25 protein-coding genes and 1 pseudogene are annotated in these 22,492 nt (G+C 66.4%); 6 read left to right on the top strand and 20 right to left on the bottom strand.

Annotated features, from left to right (window positions below):
* Window positions 1-9 precede the first annotated feature (9 nt).
* The 4 genes from cimA to ACNI3K_RS06130 all read right to left on the bottom strand — a co-directional run bounded on the left by cimA (window position 10) and on the right by ACNI3K_RS06130 (window position 2,968).
* Window positions 10-1,605: a citramalate synthase gene (gene cimA, locus ACNI3K_RS06145; protein ID WP_419390961.1), complete on the bottom strand. Its 1,596-nt coding sequence runs from the start codon at window positions 1,603-1,605 to the stop codon at window positions 10-12.
* A gap of 166 nt (window positions 1,606-1,771) precedes the next feature.
* Window positions 1,772-2,149 carry a type II toxin-antitoxin system death-on-curing family toxin gene (locus ACNI3K_RS06140; RefSeq protein ID WP_419390960.1) on the bottom strand — a complete coding sequence of 126 codons (378 nt, stop codon included), beginning with the start codon at window positions 2,147-2,149 and terminating at the stop codon, window positions 1,772-1,774.
* Window positions 2,149-2,355, bottom strand: a complete 207-nt coding sequence (locus ACNI3K_RS06135; RefSeq protein ID WP_419390959.1) for a hypothetical protein — start codon at window positions 2,353-2,355, stop codon at window positions 2,149-2,151. The genes ACNI3K_RS06140 and ACNI3K_RS06135 overlap by 1 nt, the downstream gene beginning before the upstream one ends.
* 58 nt (window positions 2,356-2,413) lie before the next feature.
* On the bottom strand, window positions 2,414-2,968 hold the full coding sequence (locus tag ACNI3K_RS06130; RefSeq protein ID WP_419390958.1) for a M48 family metallopeptidase: 555 nt from the start codon (window positions 2,966-2,968) through the stop codon (window positions 2,414-2,416).
* Between the two features lie 131 nt (window positions 2,969-3,099).
* Here ACNI3K_RS06130 and ACNI3K_RS06125 point away from each other — a divergent pair, with 131 nt between their 5' ends.
* Both ACNI3K_RS06125 and mltG read left to right on the top strand, forming a co-directional pair.
* Window positions 3,100-3,663, top strand: a complete 564-nt coding sequence (locus ACNI3K_RS06125) for an RNA polymerase sigma factor (RefSeq protein ID WP_419390957.1) — start codon at window positions 3,100-3,102, stop codon at window positions 3,661-3,663.
* On the top strand, window positions 3,663-4,655 hold the full coding sequence (gene mltG, locus ACNI3K_RS06120; protein WP_419390956.1) for an endolytic transglycosylase MltG: 993 nt from the start codon (window positions 3,663-3,665) through the stop codon (window positions 4,653-4,655). The genes ACNI3K_RS06125 and mltG overlap by 1 nt, the downstream gene beginning before the upstream one ends.
* A gap of 53 nt (window positions 4,656-4,708) precedes the next feature.
* Here the strand turns inward: mltG and ACNI3K_RS06115 are convergent, their stop codons facing one another.
* The 3 genes from ACNI3K_RS06115 to ACNI3K_RS06105 are packed head-to-tail and all read right to left on the bottom strand — an operon-like array spanning window position 4,709 to window position 8,191.
* Window positions 4,709-5,959, bottom strand: a complete 1,251-nt coding sequence (locus ACNI3K_RS06115; protein WP_419390955.1) for an AGE family epimerase/isomerase — start codon at window positions 5,957-5,959, stop codon at window positions 4,709-4,711.
* A 40-nt stretch (window positions 5,960-5,999) separates the two neighbouring features.
* Window positions 6,000-7,493 (bottom strand): mannitol dehydrogenase family protein, encoded by a 1,494-nt coding sequence (locus ACNI3K_RS06110; RefSeq protein WP_419390954.1) that lies wholly within the window; start codon window positions 7,491-7,493, stop codon window positions 6,000-6,002.
* The gene (locus ACNI3K_RS06105; protein WP_419390953.1) at window positions 7,493-8,191 is read right to left on the bottom strand and encodes a nucleoside/nucleotide kinase family protein; all 699 of its coding nucleotides are present in this window, start codon (window positions 8,189-8,191) and stop codon (window positions 7,493-7,495) included. The genes ACNI3K_RS06110 and ACNI3K_RS06105 overlap by 1 nt, the downstream gene beginning before the upstream one ends.
* 176 nt (window positions 8,192-8,367) lie before the next feature.
* Here ACNI3K_RS06105 and ACNI3K_RS06100 point away from each other — a divergent pair, with 176 nt between their 5' ends.
* Entirely contained in the window at window positions 8,368-9,096 is a 729-nt protein-coding gene (locus ACNI3K_RS06100) for an SDR family oxidoreductase (protein WP_419390952.1), read from the top strand.
* A 78-nt stretch (window positions 9,097-9,174) separates the two neighbouring features.
* Entirely contained in the window at window positions 9,175-10,176 is a 1,002-nt protein-coding gene (locus ACNI3K_RS06095) for a LacI family DNA-binding transcriptional regulator (RefSeq protein WP_419390951.1), read from the top strand.
* Here the strand turns inward: ACNI3K_RS06095 and ACNI3K_RS06090 are convergent.
* From ACNI3K_RS06090 to ACNI3K_RS06055, 8 genes are all read right to left on the bottom strand, one after another.
* Window positions 10,173-11,060, bottom strand: a complete 888-nt coding sequence (locus tag ACNI3K_RS06090; protein ID WP_419390950.1) for a hypothetical protein — start codon at window positions 11,058-11,060, stop codon at window positions 10,173-10,175. The two genes, ACNI3K_RS06095 and ACNI3K_RS06090, sit on opposite strands and share 4 nt — an antisense overlap.
* Window positions 11,047-12,477, bottom strand: coding sequence for an FGGY-family carbohydrate kinase (locus ACNI3K_RS06085; protein WP_419390949.1), 1,431 nt, complete (start codon window positions 12,475-12,477; stop codon window positions 11,047-11,049). Before ACNI3K_RS06085 ends, ACNI3K_RS06090 begins: the two co-directional genes overlap by 14 nt.
* Window positions 12,478-12,588: 111 nt before the next feature.
* A complete protein-coding gene (locus ACNI3K_RS06080) occupies window positions 12,589-13,602 on the bottom strand; it encodes an ABC transporter substrate-binding protein (protein ID WP_419390948.1) in 1,014 nt (337 codons plus the stop codon).
* Complete coding sequence (locus tag ACNI3K_RS06075; RefSeq protein ID WP_419390947.1) at window positions 13,599-14,714, bottom strand: ABC transporter permease; 1,116 nt, start codon at window positions 14,712-14,714, stop codon at window positions 13,599-13,601. The genes ACNI3K_RS06080 and ACNI3K_RS06075 overlap by 4 nt, the downstream gene beginning before the upstream one ends.
* Complete coding sequence (locus ACNI3K_RS06070) at window positions 14,711-15,475, bottom strand: ATP-binding cassette domain-containing protein (RefSeq protein WP_419390946.1); 765 nt, start codon at window positions 15,473-15,475, stop codon at window positions 14,711-14,713. Before ACNI3K_RS06070 ends, ACNI3K_RS06075 begins: the two co-directional genes overlap by 4 nt.
* A 76-nt stretch (window positions 15,476-15,551) precedes the next feature.
* Window positions 15,552-16,607, bottom strand: coding sequence for a LacI family DNA-binding transcriptional regulator (locus ACNI3K_RS06065; protein ID WP_419390945.1), 1,056 nt, complete (start codon window positions 16,605-16,607; stop codon window positions 15,552-15,554).
* A gap of 301 nt (window positions 16,608-16,908) precedes the next feature.
* A complete protein-coding gene (locus tag ACNI3K_RS06060; RefSeq protein ID WP_419390944.1) occupies window positions 16,909-17,478 on the bottom strand; it encodes a P-loop nucleotide/nucleoside kinase family protein in 570 nt (189 codons plus the stop codon).
* Window positions 17,479-17,569: 91 nt separating this feature from the next.
* Complete coding sequence (locus tag ACNI3K_RS06055; protein WP_419390943.1) at window positions 17,570-18,676, bottom strand: branched-chain amino acid aminotransferase; 1,107 nt, start codon at window positions 18,674-18,676, stop codon at window positions 17,570-17,572.
* A gap of 117 nt (window positions 18,677-18,793) precedes the next feature.
* On the opposite strand from ACNI3K_RS06055, the gene ACNI3K_RS06050 reads away from it, so the two are divergent.
* Window positions 18,794-19,177 (top strand): RidA family protein, encoded by a 384-nt coding sequence (locus ACNI3K_RS06050; protein WP_419390942.1) that lies wholly within the window; start codon window positions 18,794-18,796, stop codon window positions 19,175-19,177.
* A 30-nt stretch (window positions 19,178-19,207) separates the two neighbouring features.
* Here the strand turns inward: ACNI3K_RS06050 and ACNI3K_RS06045 are convergent, their stop codons facing one another.
* The 5 genes from ACNI3K_RS06045 to ACNI3K_RS06025 form a co-directional block, all read right to left on the bottom strand.
* Window positions 19,208-19,645, bottom strand: a complete 438-nt coding sequence (locus ACNI3K_RS06045; RefSeq protein WP_419390941.1) for a hypothetical protein — start codon at window positions 19,643-19,645, stop codon at window positions 19,208-19,210.
* A 74-nt stretch (window positions 19,646-19,719) separates the two neighbouring features.
* Window positions 19,720-19,917 (bottom strand): hypothetical protein, encoded by a 198-nt coding sequence (locus ACNI3K_RS06040; RefSeq protein WP_419390940.1) that lies wholly within the window; start codon window positions 19,915-19,917, stop codon window positions 19,720-19,722.
* A gap of 43 nt (window positions 19,918-19,960) precedes the next feature.
* Window positions 19,961-20,224, bottom strand: a complete 264-nt coding sequence (locus ACNI3K_RS06035) for a hypothetical protein (protein WP_419390939.1) — start codon at window positions 20,222-20,224, stop codon at window positions 19,961-19,963.
* A gap of 21 nt (window positions 20,225-20,245) precedes the next feature.
* Complete coding sequence (locus ACNI3K_RS06030; RefSeq protein WP_419390938.1) at window positions 20,246-21,145, bottom strand: ABC transporter permease; 900 nt, start codon at window positions 21,143-21,145, stop codon at window positions 20,246-20,248.
* A complete protein-coding gene (locus tag ACNI3K_RS06025) occupies window positions 21,142-22,113 on the bottom strand; it encodes an efflux ABC transporter ATPase subunit, DrrA-related (RefSeq protein WP_419390937.1) in 972 nt (323 codons plus the stop codon). Before ACNI3K_RS06025 ends, ACNI3K_RS06030 begins: the two co-directional genes overlap by 4 nt.
* 90 nt (window positions 22,114-22,203) lie before the next feature.
* Here ACNI3K_RS06025 and ACNI3K_RS06020 point away from each other — a divergent pair.
* A pseudogene (locus ACNI3K_RS06020) lies at window positions 22,204-22,492 on the top strand (TetR family transcriptional regulator); the annotation flags it as partial.

Here is a 22,492-nt window from a genome sequence, read left to right as displayed (position 1 = left end):
GACCGCCGGTCAGCGCCGCTCGACGCCCGCCTTGAGAAGCCCGTAGACCAGCGAGTCGGCGAGCGCCTCCCACGAAGCCTCGATGACGTTCGGGCCCACTCCGACGGTGCGCCACATGGCGCCCGTCTCGCGATGCACCGTCGTGATCAGCACACGCGTCACCGCGTCCGTGCCGTGCGAGGCCTCCATGATGCGCACCTTGAAGTCCGTGAGCTCGAACTCCTCGATCTCCGGGTACACGCCGCACAGCGCGTCGCGCAGTGCGTGGTCGAGTGCGTTCACGGGTCCATTGCCCTCGCCCAGCGCGACGATCCGCTCCGACCCTGCGTGCAACTTCACCACGGCCTCGGCGTCCGCGTCCGTCGGGTCGCCTAGCTTGGAAGAGACCCGCACGCGCCATGTCTCGACGTCCCAGAAGGCCGGCGTCTCGCCCAGCTCGTTGCGCAGCAGCAGCTCGAAGGACGCATCGGCCGCATCGAACGTGTAGCCGGCGGCCTCCGCGTGCTTGACACGGTCCGTGACGCGGCCCAGCAGTTCATTCTGGCCGGCGAGGTCGAAGCCCAGTTCTTTGCCCTTGAGCTCGATCGAGGCGCGGCCCGCCATCTCCGACACCAGCATGCGCATGTCGTTGCCCACGAGCGCGGGGTCCAGGTGCTGGTACAGGTCGGGGTCCACGCGGATGGCCGATGCGTGCAGGCCGGCTTTGTGCGCGAAGGCCGAGGCACCGACGTAGGGCTGGCGCGCGAACGGTGCGATGTTGGTGATCTCCGCGACCGCGTGGGCAATCCTCGTGGCCTCGGCGAGCCCGTCGCGCTTGAGTGCGGTGATGCCGCGCTTGAGCTCGAGGTTCGCGACCACGGCGACGATGTCGGCATTGCCGGTGCGCTCGCCGTAGCCGTTGACGCAGCCCTGCACGTGAGTGGCGCCCGCGGCGACCGCGGCCATCGAGTTTGCGACCGCGCACCCCGAGTCGTTGTGCGCGTGCATGCCGAGCACGGCGTCCACGCGAGCGCCGACCGCAGCGACGATCTCGCTCACGTCGTCGGGCAGCATGCCGCCGTTGGTGTCGCACAGGCACAGCACATCCGCCCCGCCCGCGACCCCGGCCTGTAGCGCACGGATCGCGTACTCCGCGTCGTAGCGGTAGCCGTCGAAGAAGTGCTCGGCGTCGAGGATCACGCGGCGCCCCTCATCCGCCAGGAACGCGACGGTCTCCTCGATCATGCGCAAGTTCTCGTCCGGCTCGACGCGCAGCGCGCGCTCGGCGTGGCGGATGTCCGACTTCGCGACCAGCGTCACGATGGGCGCCTCGGAGTCCAGCAGCGCGCGCACCTGGGGGTCGCCTGCGGCGGTGGTGCCGGCCTTGCGCGTCATCCCGAATGCCGCGAGCTGGGCGTTCGTGAACGTCAGCTCCTTGGCCGCGAGCGCGAAGAACTCGGTGTCCTTGGGAACCGCACCGGGCCAGCCGCCTTCGATGACGCCCACGCCCAGTTCGTCGAGCAGCGGCGCGATTGCCATCTTGTCGCCGACCGACAGGTTCATGCCCTCCTGCTGCGCACCATCGCGCAGAGTGGTGTCGTAGACCTCGACGGTGAGATCCGTCATGGTGTTCTCCTCGGGTCGTGCCATCATGCCGCACCGGTGTGCGACCGCTCATCCAACAAAAAAGCCCCCCAGGGTTCGGGAGGCTGCGCGCTGGGAGGGTGGTCGCCGGCGCGCTACGGAATGATGATCGCGGTATACATCGGCATCAGTATGGCATAGGGGCCGCTCAGCGCGCCTCGGTACGCAAGCGCGCCGCGATGTCGCCCACCTCGCGCAGGTCGCCGCTCGCGACGGCCATGGTCAGGTCGAACAGCTCATCATTCGTCAGCACAAGCTCTCGCCCGTTGACGTAGAGGAACATCGCGGCCATGAGCGCGGCGAGGCGCTTGTTGCCGTCGACCAATGGGTGATTCAGGCACAGCGAGTGCAGGAGTGCGGCCGCCTTCAGTTCCAGACTCGGGTAGGCGTCGCGTCCCATGACTGTCGTGCTGGGGCGCGTGAGCGCTGAGTCCAGCAGGCCGTCGTCGCGTATGGGGCCGATTCTCTCCCGCTGAACCACCTTCACGGCGATGGCGAACGTGGGATAGACGAACGGCTCCGGCATCACACGCTGCCGAGGCGGTCAAGCGCGTCGCGGTACTTACCGCTCACGTGCTCGTAGGCGTCGGTGAAGGCGGCGTCAGTGCGGTCGTTGCTCGCCGATTCCTCGACCGCGCGCAGTATCGCCTCGTTCTTCGACACGCCCCACCGCTTCGCAAGCGCCGTCACCATCGCGTCCTGCTCCGCCGTCATTCGCACTGTCATCGCCATCCCCCGATGGTATCAAAGTGGTATCACGCAGCGCTGGAGACGCCGGCGACGCCGGAGGTCAGAGCGGACCGAGCCGCCTCCTGCGTTCGCGCCAGTCGGGCAGGTGATGATCCATGAGGGCGTAGAACCGCGGACCGTGGTTCAGCTCGAACAGGTGGCACAGCTCGTGCACGAGCACGTACTCCGCCAAGTCGTAGCCGCGCCGAGCGAGCTCGATGTTCAGCGTGATGCGGCGCGTCATCGCCCGGCAGCTCCCCCACTGCGACTTCATGATGCGCAACGAGACGTGCGGTGGCACGATGTCGAACCGCTCGCACCAGGCCGGCATGAGCTCGTCAAGCCACTCGTCGAGATCCATGCGGCACAGCTCGGCCTCGTACCCATGCTCAAGGCGGGGCGGGCGCCTTGCGATCTCGGCTCGACGCTTGGCGATCCAGTCGCGTTTGGAGGCCACGAAGGCGTCGATGCGCCACACGGGCGTGGAATGCGGTGCGCTCACCCGCAGCTCGCCGCTCGGTACGTCGACGCGGAGCCGGATGTTCCTCATCTTCTTGCGGATCAGCGTATAGACGGGCCGCGTCTCGGGGCGGTACTCGGCTTGGTCTCGTGACATGACGCTCACAGTATGCGCGACCTCTGTCGCGCGGCCGTTCACGGGCAGCCGTCAGTGGACGGCGCAGTCGCACCCAACCTGGGGACGCGCCGCTGCGTACTACCCACTATGAACCACGTCAGGATGGCCCTATGAGCGCCTGGTCACGCACGCTGGACGAGCTCATGCGCGAGCGTGCCGGGGCGCTGTTCGGCTACGCCTACGTCCTCACCGGCGACGCTGACGAAGCCGAGGACCTGCTACAGGACGCACTCGTGCGCACCTTCCGTTCCGGCCGGCGCATCGGCACCCTCGACTCCGCCCACGCCTACGTCAAGCGCGCGATCTCGACCGCGTTCATCGACCGGCACCGGCGCGCGTCCGCCCGGCCATCGCGAGACCGAGGCGACAACGGGGACTACTCCCTGGCCCGCGCATCGGCCGCCGGACCGGACCACTCAGGTCGCGTGGACTCCCAACTCGACCTGCACGCCGCCATCCTCACCCTCCCGCCACGCGAGCGCGCGTGCGTAGTCCTGCGCTATCTCGACGACCTGCCGGTGGCCGGTGTGGCGAGCGAGCTGGGCCTCGCGGTGGGCACGGTCAAGCGCTACCTGTCCGATGCGGTCGCACGATTGCGCGAGATCTGCGCCGACGTCGACTTCGACGATTCCGAATCCGTACCCGTGAACTCTCACGTTCCAGGAGGCCAATGATGAGCACCGCACACGAGCAGCTCGCCGCCATCCAGCACCGCGGCGCACACGTCTACGCCGGCACCGCACTGGCGGGCGATCACGGCACCGTCACCCGGCGCGTGCGGCGCGACCGCACGGTGCGCGCGGGTGTCGCAACCCTCGCCGGCGTCGGCCTTGCGGGAGCCGGCACCTTCGGCGCCTTGCAACTGCGCGGGGCCGATGCGCTCGGGCCTGCGGGCACCCCGTCGCCTTCCCCTTCTGGCTCAGTCAGTCCCACACCGGCGCCGAGCGACTCTCCTGCCGACGGGACGGTTATCGAAGTGGAGGAGGGCGAGCGTGCCGATGCGATCATCGAGCGACTGGCCGAGGCATACGACACAGATGTCGAGACGGCGCGAGAATTCGTCGTCCTCAAGCTGCCACCGGAGGCGGACGGCAACCCCGAGGGCTGGCTTGCAGCAGGCGAGCACGCCACTTGGACCGAGGACGGCTCCGCCTCAGTGGGCACCCTCACCGATCAGGCATCGTCGATGTTGGTCGGCACCGAAGTGGCGCTGCACGACGTGCCGCGCGAGCAGTGGCAGGAAGTTCTGACCATTGCGTCGCTCGTCGAGCGCGAGACCGCGCGCCCTGAGGACATGCCCCAGGTTGCCCGCGTGATCCGCAACCGCGTCGATGCGGACATGAGGCTCGAGCTCGACTCGACTGTGCAGTACGCCCTCGGCCAGGACGGAGCCGATTCGCCCTTCACCACTAGCGAGGACCGGGCGCTGGACTCGCCTTACAACAGCTACGCGAACCCCGGGCTGCCCCCGACGCCCATCGCGACGCCGTCGCGTGCCGCGATCGAGGCCGCGATCACTCCCGCGGACGGCCCATGGCTGTTCTTCGTGATGGTGAACCCGGACACGGGCGAGATGCGGTTCGCCGAGGACTTCGAGGAGCACCAGGAGAACGTGATGCTGCTCCAGGACTGGGCGCAGGACAACGGCAGCGAGGCTACGAGCTAGCCGACGCGAGAATCCCGGCCCGCGCCAGGATCCGCACATCGAGCGGCTGGGTGTCAGGTATCGATCAAGCCCTGACGTAGAGCGCTGGCCAACGTGGGAGACAACGGGAGCCGCGGCACCAGAGTGGCCTGAAGGGCGTGATAGATGTCGGGCTTGCCTTCCCACACGGTGGTCGCCGGGCGGTTCTGGGAATCGAGTTCGTGCACCCAGGAGCCGGTCCCATCGATGAAGTATGTCGCGGCGTGATCCCACCACTGGGCGTATCGCTGGGCGTAGCGCTCCTCGGACGTGGCATGCCACAGCGCGGCGGCGGCGCCGATCGCCTCAGTCACAACCCAGTGCATGCGTTCACGAACCACCGGGACGCCATCGAAGCCGACCGTGTACACAAAGCCGTCCGCACCGTCGACCGCCCAACTGTCGGTGACCGCCCTATCGAAGAGGGCGCGCGCCGCCTCCACCAGCCAGGCGACATGAGCCGGCGGCACTCCTGCCTCCACCTCCGCTGTGTGTGCGTGGAGGGCCAGTCTGGCCCACTCGAACGAGTGTCCCGCAGTGGCACCGAAGGGGCGGAACGGGTGCGCCTTGTCATCCTCGTTGTAGCGGGGCAGCGGTTCCCACTGCTCGGAGAAGTGCTCCGGAATCCTCCAATGCCACTTTGCCGCGTAGCCAAACACCCGCTCGAGGACCCTCAACGCGCGCGCACGCCACGCAGGGTCACCGGTCGCGTCGGACACCGCAAGATAGGCCTCTACCGTGTGCATGTTCGCGTTGACGCCGCGGTACGGCTCTGCCTCGGCCCAGGACTCGTCCCAGCCCTCCATCACCATGCCCTCGCCCTCGCGCCAGAAGCGTTCGAGATGCACCGCCATCGCACTATCCAGCAACTCGGCTGCGTCCGGACGTCCCGCGACGGCCGCAGACGACGCCGCGAGCAGCACGAAGGCATGCGCGTACGCCTGTTTGGTGCGATCCACCGGGCCGTCGACGTTGACGGAGCTGAACCATCCGCCATGAACCTTGTCCGCGAAGGCCCCGTGCAGACTCGCGAGGCCGTGGTCCGCCAGCGGCGCGCAGCCCGGACGACCCTGAAGCGCACCGAGGCTGAACGAGTGAGTCATCCGGCACGTCACATAGAGGTCGGAGTAGCCGTCGGGACTGGACGGCGAGACCTGCCCGTGCGCATCAAGATTTCCGAAACCGGTGCTGATGGCGCTGCCTGCGCCGAACCGCAACAGCTCGTCAAAGTGCTCGTCGAGCCACCGTGCATGGGCAGGATTCCCGAGCCATACCTTTGGCGTCATCTCCCGCAACGTTGACTCCTAGGCTCGTCTCCTCGCCTTTTCACAAGGGTCCTATGCCGGTCGCGGGCGATCCCGCCGTCAGTAGCGCGGTCAAAGCAGAGCGCACTCCGTGTTCGCGGATGCGGGTGCGGTGTTCCCAGTACGCCTCGCGAGCTTCGCTGTCGTGGCCGAGAGTTCCGAAGATGGACTCGATCTCCAGGAGAGCACCGGCCTCGCCGGACTCCTCTCGCGCGGCACCAGCGAGCAACACGTCGAGGCGGGCATCTGTGATGCCCACGCCCTTGGTTGGCAGGGCCTGTGCGAGCCAGACGCTCCACGCGGCCACGGCGAACAGCCCGTGGTGACTCAGCGCACCCGTGCGACGTCCGGCCAATACCGGCACTACAAACTTGGGAAGGCGATCGGAGGAGAAGGCGACCTGCCTCTCCAGGGTGTCGCGGACGGCCTCGGAGCCAAAACGCTCGATGAGGGTGGTGCAGTAGTCGTTCAAGTCAATCCCGGGCACCGGCGAGAGAGTGGCGCGCGCCTCGCGCATCCACCCATGCAGCAACGCCACGATCTGGGGGTCATGACATGCCTCGTCCACCCACGTGGAACCGGCAAGGAGCGCCGGATAGCTCATGACCTGGTGCGACGCGTTGAGCAGCCTGAGCTTCATTAGCTCGTACGGCTGTACGTCCTCGACGAGCTGAACTCCTGCGGCCTCCCAGTCGGGCCGGCCGGACCGGAAGTCGTCCTCGAGCACCCACTGCAGAAACGACTCGGCGCGAACCGGCCAACGGTCCTCCACGCCGAGGTCACGGGCAACGGCACGACGAGTGTCGTCCGTAGTACCCGGAGTGATCCGGTCCACCATCGAGTTGGGAAACGACACTTCACGCGCGATCCACCGTGCGAGTTCCGGGTCCCGGGCCTGCGCCACGGCGAGCAGCGCCGTCTTTGCCACGTTGCCGTTGTGCTGCACGTTGTCGCAGGACAAGACCGTGAACGGGACCGTGCCGTTGTCGCGCCTGCGCCGCAGAGCCTCGGCAATCAGCCCGAAAGCGCTCGTGGGCACGCTTGACCCTGCCATGTCCGCACGCGTGGCGTCGTCTGCCGGCGAGAACTCCCCCGTCACGTCGTCAATCCCGTAGCCCCCTTCAGTGATGGTGAGCGAGACGATACGTACCGCGGGGTCCTCCATCTGCGCGAGCACGGCCTCCGGATCGTCCGGCGCGTGAAGATGCCGCACAAGGCTGCCAATCACTCGCGCCTCCTCCGCTCCCGCTGGATCGACGGTCGTCAGCGTATAGAGCCCATCCTGGGCAACGAGCGCGTCACGGATGCCGGAATCGGCATCACGCACGCCCACACCGCAGATCCCCCATCGCGGGTCTGAGGCCAACAGGCGGTCCACGTACAGCGCCTCGTGAGACCGGTGGAATGCGCCAACTCCGATGTGGACGATGCCGACAGTCACCTTGCCTCGGTCATAGTCCGGGAGCAGCACGTGTGGTGCCAGGTAAGCAAGAGCGTGGGGTCCGAGCCTCGTCATCAGTTCTCCTTCAAAAGGTCATGCCTGGTGGTACCGGTATCCCCGGACGGAGTGGGAGCGAGGCGAATGATGAGGTCAGCACGTTCGCGCTGCTCGACGACGAAACGAGCGTTCGGTAGGTCGACCGACTCCACCCATTCCCGCGCGGCGCCGAGCGGGTGGCCATGGCCTATCCGGCGCTCCACGAGGCGGCGCCTCAACTCGTCGACGTCGACGTCGACGTACCAGACCTCGTCGAGCAACTGCCCTACCTCGGGCCATCCGTCAGTGGTCGACAGCAAGTAGTTCCCCTCGGTGACTACGAGCGGAACCGTTGAAGGCACCACTTGGGCGCTGCCGATGGACTGCTCGATCTCACGGTCGAATCGTGGCGCGTACACGTTCTCTTCGCGGCCACGAATACGGCGGAGCAACGAGACATAGCCCGCGACGTCGAACGTGTCCGGCGCCCCCTTGCGCTCCCTGCGCGACAAGGCCGTGAGAACTTCGTTCGAAAGGTGGAAGCCGTCCATCGGGACCACGACCGCCTCGGCACCCAAGGCAGCATCGACCAACTGGGTGATCGTCGACTTTCCCGCGCCGGGTGGTCCCGTGACCCCTAGCAAGGTACGGCCGGGCCTGTTCAGGAGTCCTCGCGCGCGCGAAATCAGGTCCTCGGCGGTGAGTTGAACCACGTGACCGCTCTGAAGTTCGGGCATCCTCGCCTCCGTTCAACAGTCGTAGCCTCCGTGGCGACGAGTGCTACGCTACGCATGGATGACACCGGTGTCAATCTTGGCGGAGCTGCCTGGCTGGCGGCACCGAGATCAACCGACAAATCGGTGCTCTCCCCCGCCCCGCACGCCAAGCGGACGTACCTACGAAAGGACCGAACATGACCGACTTCGAACAGCGACCCATCTTGGTGACAGGAGCCGCGGGCGGCATCGGCAGCGCTATCGTGCGCCACCTGGTCGCCGCGAACGCTGACGTGATTGCGAGCAGCCGCACCGCTGAGAGTCTCGAGGAGATCAGCGCCAGCACAGGCTGTCGGACGCTCCCATTCGACCTGACGTCGGAGGAAGAGATCGCGTCCGCACTTGAAGACGTCGACGTATGGGGAGTGGTGAACTGCGGCGGTTTCGGAGGTGAGATCGCGACACCAATGGAGACTGACATCGACGTCTTCGACAAGGTGATGGCGGTGAATGCGCGCGGCACGCTGTTGGTGACGAAGTACGCGGCGCGCACGATGATCCGGCGAAACCAAGGTGGATCAATTGTGAATATCTCTAGCCAGGCCTCGCTGGTCGCATTGGCAAATCACGTTTCCTACGGCTCTTCGAAGGCTGCGGTCGACAACATCACTCGGGTAAGTGCTCTTGAGCTCGGAAAGCACGGGATTCGCGTCAATAGCGTCCATCCCACCGTGGTCATGACCGAGATGTCTGAGTTCTATTGGGGACGTCCCGAGATTGGCGAGCCGTTTCTCGCACAGATGCCACTGGGACGCTGGGCAACCCAGGATGAGATCGCCGCACCGGTAGTATTCCTCCTTAGCGATGGAGCTTCAATGATCTCGGGTGCCCACCTGCCTATTGATGGCGGTTTCACAGCCACCTAAGTTCAGGCGCGTGGCTTTGGCCCATGTTGAATCTCTACCGTGGATCAGGGCCCAGTGCAGTTGAGGAGACGATCGTCGATGGTGAGCATGCGAGACGTCGCGCGCGCGGCACAGGTCTCCGTCAAGACCGTGTCGCGCGTCTACACGGGAGACCCGCACGTCGCTCCAAAGACCCGAGAACGAGTCGAGCGCGCCATCCAGGACCTCGGCTACGTTGCGAACGGACTTGCGTCGACCTTCCGCAAGGGCCGCTCGCCAGTGATCGGGATCGCGGTGCCGGACATCAGCGACCCGTTCTTCGCCTCGCTGGTGCAGGGCGTGGACTCGGTCGCAGCCGACAACAGCCTCATCACCGTCGTCGCGTCAGTCGCCGATGAGGAGTTCGAGAGGGAGCGGGTCGAGGCATTGCTCAGTCGACGGCTACAGGGGTTCGTGCTCGCTCCCACCAGCCACGATCACTCGTACCTGGAGGCATGGACCGCAGAGCTGCCGATCGTCTTCGTGGACCGACATCCCGTGCATCTCTCCGCAGACTGGATCGAATCCGACGATGACCGCGGCGCCCACGAAGCGGTCCGACACCTGATCGAACTCGGGCACCGCAGGGTGGCATTCCTCGGCGATGACATGGGCGTCTCCACTACCACCAGCCGCCTCGATGGATACCGCAGAGCACTGAGAGACGCAGGCCTGGCTCTCGACCCTTCGCTGGAACTATTCGTCGAGGCGAGCCCTCCTGCGGTGACGCCCGCTGTGAGCCGCCTGCTCGCGCTTCCCAAGCCACCCACGGCCATCTTCTCGTCAAACTCCCGGTCGACCATGGCACTGGTGCGGGTGCTGCGCGACCAACCCATGGCCATCGTCTCGTTTGGCGACTTCCCTCTCGCTGACGCGCTCCGGCCCACAATCTCCGCCATGGAGCAGAACCCGCGCCGCATCGGCATGCTCGCGGCGCAGCGCCTGCTAGACCGCATCGAGGACCCCGAGCGCGACTTCCCACGCCGGCTCGAGGTCCCCACGCGCCTGATCGTGCGCGAATCCAGTACGAGGGCTTCGCAGACCACGATTGAGGCCAGTTAGACCCGGTCGACTGCCTTCTCAAGTTCCCGAAGGCGCGGCAGCGCGCGGCTCGTCAGCAGGTCCTTGCGCACATCGTGGTCCACAGACAGGCTGTCCTTCCACAGCGAACGGCCAGCCATCGCACCGCTTGCACCGTTCGCGACTGCAGTGCGTACCTGCTCGATGAAGGTGGTGTGGTCGACGCCCGCAGACAGCACGGCCCACGGGACTCCTTGAGCGGCTTCGGTGACCGCAGCGCACGCCTCGGCCGATCCCGGGTACTGAAGCTTCAGCACCTTCGCGCCGCACTCGACGCTGATGCGTGCTGCCTCGGCGACGAGCGTCGGCAACTTCGCCTTGAACTCGTCCTCGCTCTCGTCTTCGAGACGGTAAGTGAGGATCTCGACGATCAGCAGGAGTCCGGCGCTCTCGCACGCGGCGACCAGTTCTCTGATCTCGCGAGCCACCCGCGAATCCGCATCCTGCCTATCAGCACGCATGTACCACAGCATCTTGGCCGCGTCGCCCCCGAGGTCCAGCACGGTCTGAGCCGTCACGCCGTCGGAGAACCGCGTGAACCGCAGCCCGTCGACCTCATCGAACCCAGAGGCATCCATGCCGACGACGAGCGCCGTGTCGCGCGTGAGTACCCCGTTGTCGGGGATCGCGGGCAGGGCCACCTCAGGATCCAGGAGGATCGCCGACGCCTCGTTGCCGAGGTAGCGAACGAGGTCGGCCTTCGCTTCGGCGAGCTCCTCCATCGTCACCGCACCATCAGGCCCGTCGGTCATGACGGCCTTCATCCCATTGCGCTGGTCGGCCGCGACAATCAGCATGTTTCCCGCGGCGGTGGAGATCGCCGCCATCGCGCGCTTCTCCCGGGTGTTGAGTTCATTTCTTGACATGTCTCTCTCCATTTTCTGTAGTGGTCGCTTGCTGGTGCTGTGCAACGACCGCACGGCCCGACTCGCGTGTGGTCGCATTTGCGAGCAGGCTCGCTGCCATCGCTGCCCCAAAGGCGGTGTCCTGCGTCTTGGTCGACGTACGTATGTTGGGAAGCACGCGAGAACGTGCCTGCCGAACGCTCTCCATCGCGGTCCAACCGCCCGAGAGCAGCGTTGAAGTCGCGGGGGGAACCTCTCTGCTCATGGCCTCGAGCAGGATCGCGATCTCGTCGTTCCCGTGGTGCAGAACCGCATGGAACGCCTCCGCGGGCGTCACGCCGTCTGCGGGAATGGTCAGTGACAGCACACCGTCGTCGTTGCGGGCGCCTCGGACGACGATGGCGCCCTCCGGGAGCCGCCCGCCAACGGGCAATGCGCAAACCGAGCGGTCGAGCCGCTCCCGGCCATCACGGTCCTCAATGCCAAAGAGCTGCAGGCTGCGGCGCATCAGGAGGCCGGACTTCACGCCTGCGACGAGCACATATTGTCCGTCCACAACGTGGCGCACGCAGTTGATCAAGTGCGCGGCGAGGCGTTCGCGCGCGGCTCGCGTCGGAGGCTGGTCGAGAACCCTGAGGATGACCTCCGCGGTGCCCATCGATACTTGATATTGCGACCCCGGGATCGTGCCGCCAGATACTGCGGCAACAAGGTGATCGTGACCCGCGACCGTGACTGCGGCTCCACGAACCGCGCTTGGCATCCATTCCTGCTCAGCGGTCCCGCGCATGGTGCCGGCTGCCACTAGGGGCGGCATGAACTCCTCGCCCACGCCGATGTACGCGAGCATCTCGGGCCACGCCTTGCCCGTATCTTGGTCCAGCATCCCCGTGCGCGAAGCAAGCGACAGATCCGCAGCTGGCGCGGTGCCGAGCGAGACTGCGACGAACTCCGGAAGGTTGAGCCACCGGAGCCCCGTGAGGTCGAGCCCGTGGTCGCGTAGATACAGAATCTTCGCCACGGACACCTGTGCACCGAGCGGCAGGCCAGTCCGGCCGGCGAACTCTGTTCGCAGGGCGCCTGGCATGGCGTTCACCTGTTCCACGCCACGCGGATCGAACCACGCGAATGCCCTCGCAACCGCTGAGCCGGAACGGTCGATCAGGTATCCCGTTTCGCCCATGCCAGCCACCGCGATGGAGGCGATGCGCGCATCGGGATCTCCGGTGCGCTGGACCACCCCTCGAGCTGCGGCCTCCAGCAACGAACGAACAACGTTCATCAGGTCGGAAGCCTCGAGTTCGGTGGTGCCCCCCGGGCCCGTGATCCATGGAGTCGGCCGCTGTTCGACGAGTAGCTCTCCGCCGTCCTGATCCAGTACCAGGATCTTGACGCCGGTGCTGCCCAGATCGATCCCGGCAACGAATTCTGTGGACACAGTGAGCCCTTTCCTGATGAGTGCGGGGTCGGGAATGGCCGGCATCATTCGCCGGCCAGACCGGTGGTTCTCCCGGCCTGGGCCGGGAGAACCACCGAGAGTGGCAAGGAGTTAGCAGGAGGACGCGTACAGCGCCGCCTGGCCTTCCTTGGTGTCGAGGGTCTCCGGGGTGATGATCGAGAATCCGGTCTGGATGCTCGCCTCTGTGGCCTCGCCGTTGATCGCGGCGACCGCCTGCTCCACTCCCTGATAGCCGATCTGGTACGGCTGCTGGGCGATGATTGCCTGAACCGTGCCGTCCTGGAGCGCCTCAACCTGTGCGGGGCCGGCGTCGAAGCCCACGACCTGCACCTCACCGGCGACGCCGGCCTGCTCGATGCCGGTGGCGGCACCTTCGGCGCTGTAGATGTTCGTCGCGAAGATCGCGGCGAGGTCGGGGTGGGCCTGGATCGTCGAGGTGACGATCTCGGCTGCGGTGCGGGGCTCGTTCTGTGCGTACTCCACACCGATGTACTCGTACGAGTCGTCTTCCGCGACGGCCTCTTCGAATCCCTGGACGCGATCGTCGGAGGTCGAGATTCCGGGCTGGTTGTCGATCACCAGCACCTTGCCGCCATCCGGCACCAGCTCCTTGATCGCATCGAACGCCGCGGCGCCGCCGCCGACGTTGTCTGAAGCGATGTGCGAAGCCGCGAACGACGGGTCCTCGACAGTCGTGTCGACCAGGACGACCTCGCTGTTCTCCGCAACCTGCTCAAGCGGACGCTGGAGCGCGGAAACGTCGTTGGGTGCGATGAGCATCGCGTCTGGCTCGCTGGCCATCACCGAGGACACGATGGGCTGCTGCAGGGCGGGGTCCCACCTCTGGGGGCCCTGCACGCTCACCTCGATGTTGCCCAGCTCCTCGGCTGCAGCGCGGACGCCGCACTCCATCGAGATGTAGAAGTTGTCTCCGATGACGCCCTGGACGAACGCGATGTTCAATGCTTCTTCCGCGTTGCCCGTCCCATCTGCCGTGGCGCCGTCGTTGGCGTCGGGCTCCTCACTTGCACTCGAGCACGCAGCGAGCGTCAGCGCCATTGCTGCGGCCACCGAGCCGGCCTTGAATGTGGTGATTCGACTCATTTCTTACTCTCCTTTTCTTGGGTCTTGCGTTTGCGGTGAAAGATGCGTCCCAGGAACGACTGTCCGGACGAACCGCCAGCGTTGGCAGCCCGCCGCGTCTGATCGACGTACACCGCCGCGACGAGGAACGCACCGACAACGACCTGCTGCCAGTACGGCTCGACGCCGAGGATCACGAACCCGTTGCGCAGCGTCGCCGGGATGGCGAGGCCGATGAGGGTGCCGAACACGGTGCCGATGCCGCCGAACAGGCTGGTGCCGCCGATCACGACTCCGGCGATCACGTCGAGGTTCGTGAGGCTGTGCCCCGCGATGGTGGTTGAACGGAAGAACGACAGGTTCAGGACTCCGGCAAGGCCGGCCAAGAGACCGGCGAATGCGTACACCTTGATGAGCTGGCGGTCCACGTTGATGCCCACACGGCGGCAGGCCTCCGCGTTCGAGCCCACTGCCGAGGTCCGGAGCCCGAACCGGGTGTAGTTCATCAGCACGATCCCGAAGAGCACCACGGCACCCGCGATGATGACGAGACTCGGCACCCCGAACACGTCTCCGAAGCCGACGGAATCGACGAGAACGTCGGGCGCCGCGCGCATGTCGATGCCTCCGGTCAGCACCTGAGCCAGCCCGAGCGCGGCCACGAAGGTGCCCAGGGTCACGATCATCGGGGGGACCTTGGCCTTAGCGACGAGGAACCCGTTGATCAGACCCCACGTCAGGCCCGAGAGCAGTGCGGCAAGAATGCCGGCGATCGCCGCCCCCCAGCCTTGGCCGTCGCCCATGGCCTCGACGACGATCGAAGCCATGACGCCGCTGAACACCAGCACCGACCCCATGGAGAGGTCAATGCCGCCTGTGACGATGATGAACGTCGTGCCGACACCCAGGATCGCGAGAATCGACATGCTGATTGCGGTGTTGCGGAAGTTCGCGATGTCGAGGAAGGCCCCCGGGCTCATGACCGAGAACACCACGACTATGCCTAGCCACACGAGCACAATCTGCATGGCCTGCGACTTCATGGTGTCGTTCAGACGTGCGACGAAGGGTCGACGTATGACGGCATCTTCTGCCGTGCGAGAGTTGACGCCGTCTTCAGTGGTGAGAGTCATGCCGCTTCCTTCCCGTCAAGGGCACCGGTCATGGCACCCACCAGCTCCTCGACGTTGGTCTTGCTGGATTCCATGACGGCGACTCGCTGTCCGTGGCGCAGAACATGGACGCGATCCGCGACGTCAAGCACCTGAGGCATCGAGTGACTGATGAGAACCACGGCGACGCCCTTGTCTCGAATTCTGCGGATGAGGTCCATCACGCCCTTGGTCTGTACGACGCCGAGCGCGGCCGTCGGCTCGTCGAAGAAGATCACTTCGCTGGCCCAAGCCGCAGCCCGTGCGACGGCGATCGCCTGCCGCTGTCCTCCAGACATGGCGGTCACTGGTCCCGTGAAATTGCGAACGGTCGCGCCCAGGTCCGTGAAGGCCGCCTTGCCTTGCTCCCTCATCAGCGAGCGCTCCATGAACCCGAGCTTTCCCAGGAGGCCCGGCTTCATCACCTCACGCCCGAGATACATGTTCTGAATCGGGTTGAGGTGGTTCGCCAGCGCGAGGTCCTGGAACACGGTCTCGATTCCACGGCGCCGAGCGTCGGTAGGGGTGCTGAGGTGAATGGGCTCCCCGTTGTAGAAGATCTGCCCCTCGTTGGGCTGATCCGCACCAGCGAGAATCCTTACCAGCGTCGACTTGCCGGCTCCGTTATCCCCAACGAGAGCGGAGATCTCGCCGGGATACACGTCGAAGTTGGCGCCCCTGAGCGCGTGAACCGCACCGAAGGACCGCACGATCCCACGGGCTTCGTAGATTGGTGTTGTCATCGTTGACTCCTTTCCAAGACACCTGCAGCACTAGCCATTTCCACCACTCCCCTACTTGATCGATTCGCGTGCACCCTCAGGCCGTGTCGACTGGCACAGCCACGCGTTTGTTGTCCGCCGTCGTGCACGGCGGAAGCTCTCCGGATCCTCGCGCGATCAGATCTGCAGGTACGACGATGGGATCTGTCTCCATGTGCGACCCGTCCCCCCGGAGGCGTTCCAACAGCGTGTCTGCCGCGATCTGGCCAAGCCGATGCGGCGAGTGGTCGATGACCGTCACTGCCGGGGTCAGGCTCTCCGCCATGGGAAAGTCACCAAAGGCCAGAAGCGCTGTTTCGGTCCGTCGAACGAGATGAAGGGCAGGCACCGCACCCAAGGACAGGCGGGTATTGGTTGCGATCAGCGCCGTTGGGGGCGTCTGCAGTGCGAACAACTCGCTCACGGCATTGCGCACGAAGCTCTCATCCAGGCACTCATCCCGCACGAGCGCCCTGTCGACGTCGTGCCCCGCGTCCGCCATCGCGCTTCGGAAACCCAAGTGACGATCGCGCGTGGTCGGGACCTTCTGGGAGTCGGAGAGGATGGCGATGCGCTGGTGCCCGTGATCGATGAGGTGCTGAGTACCGAGCCGCGCGAGGGCGAAGTCGTCAGAGACCACGGAACGAGACCCGGGGAACTCGCCCACCCGGTCCACGAAGACCACGGGCATGGTGCCAAGGCGCAGGCCTACGAGGCTTGTCTCCGTGCTCGGCATCACGATGACGCCTGCGCACCGCCGCTGCTGGAGGTCCTGCACGATCGCGCGCTCACGGATCGGATCGCGGTGGCTCGAGGTGATCAGCACTTGATACCCCGCGTCAGAGAGCCGCGCCTCGATTCGCGCGACGAGGGAGGCGACGAACACATCGCCGATGTCCTCGACGACGACACCCACGCTGAGATCTCTTCCCACTCGCAGTGAACGCGCGGCCGGATCGGGCCGATAACCAAGCTCGAGCATTGCGGCTCGCACGTTCTCGCGAGTCTTGGGAGCGACACTCGGATCGTCGTTGAGGACGCGGGAGGCGGTCTTGATCGAGACGGACGCCATGGCGGCGACGTCTCTCAGGATCGGCTCCTTGGCGGCCGTCACGATGCTGCTCCACAGAGGCACGCGACTGGGGCCATGCGGGCCGTTTCATCCAGCCGAATGTTCGGGGCAAGCATCCGTGCAGTCCTCCTCGTTGAGGCATGTCATCGTTGTCATGGGTGGTGCGGGTTCCATAGTGGGACGCCCATGACACCGTTGTCAAGCCGTAGTTGACATCGGTGTCATGTTTGTTGCACGACTGTGACATTCGGAACGGAGGACGTCCGCGAGGGTCACCTCAATGCGGCCAACGGCAGCGTGGAGAGAAGCGGACGTGTCACGCCGCTGGTCCGGCCGGGTATGGCTACTCGGCGCGCACCGAGAGCGACTCGAGTATTCGCGTGGCCTGATCGTTCGCACTCAGCGAGCCATCGACCTCGATATGCGGCGCGCGGGGCGGATCGAGATCGAGGGACGCGACGTAGCGAGGCAGGTCGTCGATCTTGCCCTGATCGCGCGGCGCTGCTCGCGCCACCAATCGGTCCACAAGTAATGCTGACTCGATACGGATCCACACAAGCCCCACGCGGCCGCCCGCCTCCGCGAGCTGGCTCGCGAGTCGATCCCATGCGTCAGGATCGTGGCGCTCGGTAGTGAAAGGCGCGATCATGATCACCGGCACTCCTGAGCGCAGACAGTCCGACGCGACACGCAACAGGCACGCGTACCGCGCCTCACGCGTCAGTGCGGCGAGCTGCGGATCGCCGTAGTCCGAAGTTCCCAATACCCCCGCGACGACATCCACGAGCGGGTTCGTCATCGAGTCCTGGTCGAGAAGCGCCGCGCCCATGCGCCGTGCGAGCTCAGCCGCAGTGGTCGATTTTCCGGACGCGGGCGCGCCCGTCATCACCAGGGCGAAAGGCTTGGGACTCACACGCGTACCCTAGCGGCACCGTCTGAGGCACGCGCCGCAAGGAACTCGCTAACGGCGAGGCAAACAGCGCCGCTCGGCGTCCTCGCGCGAGCTAGCCCACGCGGCGCATCCAGCCCATGAGGTCGTCTGCTCGCCCGTACTGGATGTCGGTCAGGCGCTGCCGCAGCGCCATCGTCACGACGCCGGGACCGCCGTCGCCCACCACCACGTCGTGGTCGGGCGACACAAGTCGAGCGATCGGCGTCACCACCGCGGCCGTGCCGCACGCGAAGGCCTCGACCACGGAGCCGTCAGCGATGCCCTCGCGCAGCTCCGTCAGGGAGATGTCGCGCTCGTTGACCTCACGGCCCTCGGCGCGCAGCAGCTCGATCACCGAGGAGCGCGTCACGCCCTCGAGGATCGTGCCGGTCACTCTCGGAGTCCAGATGGTGCCGTCGCGGCGCACGGCGAACACGTTCATGCCGCCAAGCTCCTCGATGTAGGTGTCGCGTGCGGCATCCAGGAACAGCACCTGGTCACAGCCGTGCTCCACGGCCTGCTGCTGCGGGAGCAGCGACGCCGCGTAGTTGCCGGCAGTCTTGGCCTGGCCGGTGCCTCCGTTCCCTGCACGGTGGAAACCTTGCGCGACCCAGATCGACACCGGCTTCACACCGAGGGGAAAGTACGCGCCGACGGGCGAGGCCATCAGCACGTACTCGACTGTCTGCGACGGCCGCACGCCCAGGCAGGGCTCGGTGCCGATCAGCATGGGCCGCAGGTACAGGCTGGTCTCCTCGGCGGACGGCACCCACTGTTCGTCGACAGCCAGCAGCGCCTCGACGGAGGCCATGAAGTCCGCCTCCGGCAGCGGCGCGAGCGCCATGCGATGCGCGGACGTCGCGAGCCTGGCCGCGTTAGCCTCGGGACGGAACAGCCGGATCGAGCCGTCCGCCCACCGGTAGGCCTTCAGCCCCTCAAACACCTGCTGTCCGTAATGCAGCACCGTCGCGCCGGGGTGCAGCACCAGGTCGCCGAACGGTTCCACCCGGTGGTGGTGCCATCCCTGCTCGGCCGTCCAGGAGGCCTTCGCGAGGTGGTCGGTGAAGACGGTGCCGAACGGCTGCGAGTCCATGCGGCGGGCGCGCTCACCGGCCGATGCGGGCGCCGGGTTGGGCGTCACCGCGAAGGTGGGCGAGGTGGCGGGCGTCGAGTCGTTCATGCGGTCACTTTAACCGCGCTTGGGGAAGGCGACGCGCCCGCCTCGCCGCGCACCGGAGCTTGCCGAGGGCTACCGTCGAAGGAGCGGGCCGACCGCGCCCGCGGACGGGAGGAAATCATGGCAGTCACACATCTCAACCCCGAGTCGATGCACAGCTCCCCCGCGTTCTCTGAGGGGGCGGTCGCCACGGGTTCGCGCACGGTCTACGTGGGCGGACAGAACGGCAACGACGCCTCGGGCGTCATCACCGGTGGCCTGATCCCGCAGACCGAGCAGGCGCTCCGCAACGTGCTCACCGTGCTCACCGATGCCGGCGCCTCTCAGGACAACGTGGTCAAACTCACCATCTACCTGCACGCCGACACGGACCCGCAAGAGGCGTTCGCCGCCTCCGAGGAGGTGTGGGGCGATCACCCGGTGCCGGTCACGGTGATGATGGTCGCGGGCTTCGCCCGACCCGAGGCCCTTGTCGAGATCGACGCGATCGCGGTGCTGGATTGAACGCGGTCGTGACATGACCGTGGGTGAGTCTCAGCCGCACCAGTCGCACACGCCGGTCGCGGGCAGGTTCGTGTAACAGGACGGACAGGTCGACACAGCGGTCACGCGAGTCGGCTCGGCTGCGGACCTGCGCCGCGGCGAGGCGCGACGAATGCCGGAGCCTGCCCGCGCATCGGCCGGCGGGGCCTGCACAGACTCCGGCTCCGCGATCTGGACCCAGTCGCTGGGGCCGTCCGGCGGGTGGATCGCCACGAACGTGCGGGTGATGTACGCGACAGGCGCGGTCTCGCCGGCCCTCTCAAGGGCGACGTGCTCGCGCGAGTGCGGGATGAACACGTGCTCGTACTCGAGGAACCGGAGGGCGGCACGTGCCTTGTCGACGGCGCCGAGCGGCAGTTCAAAGTCTGCCAGCGCGCCGTCGAGGGTGGAGAAGTAGGTGCGGGATTCGAGGTCGGTCGTCAAGCTCACCGAAGTATCATTCCTCATCTCGAGACCGACGATGTCGCCGTGCTCAAATAATTGCGATGTATCCAACTGACTACTTATGCGCAGTAGCCGCACTCGCCCGTCGCCGGAAGGTTGGTGTAGCAGGAGGGACACGTTGCGAGGACACGGTCTCGTCGCTCCTGCGCGATCTTGCGCGCGGACAGCGCTGCGCGCTTGGCCGTCGCCGCTGCCGCCTCTGAGTCGACCCCCATGGCGTCTGTCGATGCGTTCGCGTTCGCTGGGTTCTTGATCATGGCACTCTCGGTTTCTATGCTCTCGGGTTCCGCTTGGACCCAGTCACTGGGCTGATGAGGCGGGTAAAGAGCAACCACCGCGCGCAATGTACGTGTCGGGGTTCTTCTTGCCTGCTCGCTTGAACGCCACATGCTCGCCCGAATGTGGGACGAACACATGCTCGAAATCGAGCCTCCGCACCGCTACACCGGCCTCGTCGGCCGCCCCGAGGGGAAGCGAGAAGTTCGCGAGATCGGCGTCGACGGTGGAGAAGGAGTCGCAGAATTCGAGCTCAGCGCTGTTTGTTACACCCTCATCTTCCCGCACTCCGAGGGGTGGTGGTCACACCTATCGGGGATCGCGGTACTTCCACATCGTCAGCGCGCCGAATACCGCTACCAGAGCAGCCGACCATCCGAGCGTGAGCACCAGCTCGGAACCAGGGGTGACGCCGCCCATGACGTCCCGCACCGCGGTGACGAGGTGCGACACGGGGTTGACGTTCACCCATGCCTGCAGCCAGCCCGGCATGGTCGAGGGGTCCACGAAGATGTTGGAGCCGAACGTGAGCGGCATGATCACCATCATCGCGGCGCCCATGATGGCATTGGCGGAGCGCAGGATCAGGCTGAGGAACGTCCAGATCCATCCGAGCGAGAAGGCGAAGACCAGGATCAGCGCGATGCCGATGACCACTCCGACCAGGCCGCCCTCGGGCCGCCACCCCAGCAGGAACCCCACGGTGCCCGTGACGATCGCGGCGATGGTGAAACGCACCATGTCGCCGAGCAGCATTCCCACCAGGGGCGAGGGCCGCCACACCGGCAGCGACCGGAACCGGTCGAACACGCCCTTCTCGATGTCGCCCCGGAGCGTGTAGCCGGTGTACATGGTGATCATGATCAGCGACTGCACCATGATGCCGGGCAGCAGGAACTGGATGTAGGCCTCGGTGCTGCCCGCCAGTGCGCCGCCGAACAGGAACGTGAACAGCAGCGTGAAGATGATCGGGAACAGCGTCACGTCGAACAACTGCTCGGGCACGTGCTTGATCTTGAGCAGCGCGCGCCAGCCGAAGGTGAGCGAAGTGCTGATGCCTCCAGGACGGTCGGGACGGGTCCCGCCGGTGAGGGCATCGGCGATCGCGCCTGCGCTGGGCGCGGCCCCGGCCGGGCTCGTCGCGGACGGTGCCGGAGCGTCGGTGGCCTGGGTGCCGGTGCTCGGGTTGGCGTTGGTCGGTGCGGTCATGCCGCCTCCTCCTGGGTGTCGTCCTCAGCTGTGGCGACGTGCCCGGTCAGGGCGAGGAACACCTCGTCAAGCGAGGGCTGCCCCAGCGAGAACTGGGCGAGGTCGATGTCGGCTTCGCCCAGGGCGGCGAGCGCCCGGGTCACGCGCCGCGAGTCGTTGATGGTGGCGGTGAGGCCTTGCGGGTCGTTGGGCTCGATGACCTCGACGCCGAGCTCGCGCACCAGGATCGCCTTGGCGTCGGCACGGTCGCCGCGGTCCATGACTCGCACGTGCAGCGACCCCTCCCCCACGGAGGCCTTGAGCTCGCTCGAGGTGCCCTCGGCGATGACCTTGCCTTGGTCGATGACGCCGATGCGGTCGGCCAGTTGGTCGGCCTCGTCCAGGTACTGCGTGGTGAGCATGACGGTGGTGCCGTGCGCGACCATCGCGCGGATGATGTCCCACACCTCGTTGCGGCTGCGGGGATCCAGTCCGGTCGTGGGCTCGTCGAGGAACAGCAGTTCGGGAGTGACGACGATGGACGCGGCGATGTCGAGCCGGCGGCGCATGCCGCCCGAGTACTTCTTCACCTGCCGGTCGCGCGCATCGGCCAGGCCGAAGGCCTCGAGCAGTTCGGTGGAACGCTTGGTCGCGGCGGCGGGCCGGTAGCCGAACAGCTTGGCGATGAGCCGCAGGTTCTCGCCGCCCGTGAGGTCCTCGTCGACCGAGGCGAACTGACCGGTGAGACTCACCCGCGAGCGCACCTCGTCCGCGTGGCGTGCGACGTCGTGGCCCAGCACCGTGGCGGTGCCCTCGTCGGGGGCGATCAGCGTGGCGAGCATGCGGATCGTGGTGGTCTTGCCCGCGCCGTTGGGCCCCAGGAAGCCGTACACGCCCCCGCGTTCGATGGCGAGGTCCACGCCGTCGACGGCGCGCGTGTCCCCGTAGATCTTGGTGAGGCCGTGAGTCTCGATGGCGAGGTCGGTCATGGGTGGGTTCTCCCGGGGTGGAGTAACATGTTCACACTGTCCACATCGGACCAAAAATACGTTACACACCGATCCCCTAAGGTGCAAGAGATGGCGATCAAGGATGAGGCCTATCATCACGGCGACCTGCGCCCGGCGCTGATTCACGCCGTGCTCGACATCGCGCGCGACGGCGGACCCGAGCACCTGTCGCTGCGCGCCGTCACCCGCCTGGTGGGCGTAGCCCCCAATGCGGCCTATCGGCACTTCGAGGACTTTCGTGCCCTCACGGTCGCGGCCGCTCTCGTGGCACAGGAGCGGCTCGCGGCGGCCATGCGCGAGCAGGCCGATGCTCTGCTCACCGGGGCGGAAGGCGAGGGCGAGCTCTCCCCTGCTGGCG

Origin of the sequence: Demequina ureilytica (assembly GCF_048553575.1) — a bacterium.
Classification (GTDB): Bacteria; Actinomycetota; Actinomycetes; order Actinomycetales; family Demequinaceae; genus Demequina.
Note: the sequence above shows the minus strand (reverse complement) of the source record. Positions and strands in the feature narration are given on the sequence as shown.